Genomic DNA, 1,793 nt, shown 5'->3' on the forward strand with positions numbered 1-1,793 from the left:
GTCGATGACCTGGTTGTTGGCGCGCAGGAGCCGGTAGAGGGTGGAGATCGAGGCCAGGTAGACGCCTTCGTCGAGCAGCGTCGCGAACACCTCGGTCGGGGTGGTGTCGACGAACCGGTCGCTGTCGAGCACGGACAGGATCCGGGCGCGTTCGCCGTCGGACAGTCGGTTCGCCGGCTCCGGCCGAGGCGTGGGTGCGCACGTCACCGGGGTGCGAAAGCGTCGGTGCGCGGTGCTGCGGGCGATCCCGGTCAGCCGGGCCGCCGCACGGGTCGGCGTCTGCGCGGCCAGCAACGCCGTGTGGGCATCGGTCAGGGCTTGGTCGGCTTGGTCTCGGTGTCCGCGCTCTCGGAGATCTCGGCCAAGAGCGCCCGTGCTTTTCCCATGATGTCCAACGCCGCCTCGGTCCGGGCGATCTTCCGGTTCGCCAGCTTCAACTCCCGGCGAAGCCGGGCGATCTCGGCCTGCTCCCCACTCGGGCCCCGACGCTCTGACCAGGCTTCTTCCCCTCCAACAGCCCGGCGTCACGGGCACGGCGCCACTCACTCATCAGCGACGAGTACAAGCCGTTACGGCGCAGATAGCCGTTGCCGTCACCCTCGGCGACGGCCTGCTCGTATCCGGCGAGCAGTCGCAGCTTCTCGGCCGGGGTGAACGACCGACGCCGCCGTGGCCGATCTGCGCGGGGTCCCTCACTGGTCATGGCCCGATGGTGCCCGACGGACAGTGGCGCGCTGGAAATCGTCATCGAGAGAAGCTCCATCCTCGCCCCGGGAGGGCTACTTGCTCTGAACCGGTGGTCTCACCCAACCCTGACACCCAGGGCTCTTCCGGGTACGGCGTTGGTTGGTTCGGTCCGCCCGTTGCAAATGCCGGAGTGCCGGAGTTCGAACAGCGGTGAGACCGGGCGCTCGGTGTCAGCCTGGCCGGCAACCAGGCCCTCTCCGGCCAAGAGGTGCTGTCGGGCCTAATTCAGGAAATCCGGCACTTCCGGAGGCACCGGCAGCAGCGGTAGGAGCAGTACCACGGGTTTGGGGCGGCGCTGCTGGGCTGCGCGATGTGGAGGGCGGCTCGGTGCTGCTCGACGGGCTCACCATGCTGGGGCGGCCTGCGTGGTGGTCAGCGAGCAGTCGTGGGACAGGTATGCGCAGTCGCCGGACCTGCCCTACGAGCCGCGCCGCCCGCATGGCCGGCTTCCCGCTCTGCTACCGGATTGCGGGGCTCGTCGGGCAAGCTCACCCCGGTCGAGTACGAGAGGCTCCGCCCGATTGCCATGTCTCTTGCCTGACGCCAATCAACACGGCTCCGTGTAACCCGGGGATTCATGACTTTGGTCCGGTGTCAGCTTTTTGTGCCTTCGGTGAGGCGGCGGAGGGCTGTTCCGGTGTGGGGGAGGGCCAGCCGGAGGGTGTGGGCGGTGAGCCGGATGCTCCAGCAGGTGAGGGCGATGAGGTAGCCGACGATGAGTGCGCTGCTGGTGTCGTAGCTGAAGACGAGGGCGTAGCCGATGGCGAGGCCGGGTGCGGTGATGGCGCGGATGGTGCGGTTTCTGCTGGCGGTGAGGGCCGTGGCGATGCCGAGGAGTGCTGCACCGAGGCTGCCGGCGATGCCGGGCATGTCGATGAGGTCGACGGGGGTGCTCAGGGTGAGGGCGGCGCGCATGAGGAACATACCGGCGGCGGCGGTGAGTACGTGTGTCCAGGCCGGGCGGCTGTGTGCCAGCCAGGTGGGTAGGGCGTCGGCGGGGATTCGGGGGGCCGCAGCGGCGATGACGCTGGCGCACAGGGCCAGGG

At 69.1% G+C, this 1,793-nt stretch carries 4 protein-coding genes; all 4 read right to left on the reverse strand.

Annotation, left to right across the window (positions count from 1 at the left end; translation table 11 throughout):
• Positions 1-207, reverse strand: a 207-nt coding sequence (locus GSF22_RS33305) for a helix-turn-helix domain-containing protein (protein WP_439957840.1), incomplete at its 3' end; no start/stop codon positions are given.
• 104 nt (positions 208-311) lie between these two features.
• Positions 312-437: a hypothetical protein gene (locus GSF22_RS35565; protein ID WP_280117033.1), complete on the reverse strand. Its 126-nt coding sequence runs from the start codon at positions 435-437 to the stop codon at positions 312-314.
• A complete protein-coding gene (locus GSF22_RS33310) occupies positions 434-703 on the reverse strand; it encodes a hypothetical protein (protein ID WP_208817878.1) in 270 nt (89 codons plus the stop codon). Before GSF22_RS33310 ends, GSF22_RS35565 begins: the two co-directional genes overlap by 4 nt.
• Before the next feature lie 638 nt (positions 704-1,341).
• The coding region (locus GSF22_RS33315) for a hypothetical protein (RefSeq protein WP_439957841.1) at positions 1,342-1,793 on the reverse strand (452 nt) is incomplete at its 5' end.

The organism is Micromonospora echinofusca, from assembly GCF_017614955.1.
GTDB lineage: Bacteria > Actinomycetota > Actinomycetes > Mycobacteriales > Micromonosporaceae > Micromonospora > Micromonospora echinofusca_A.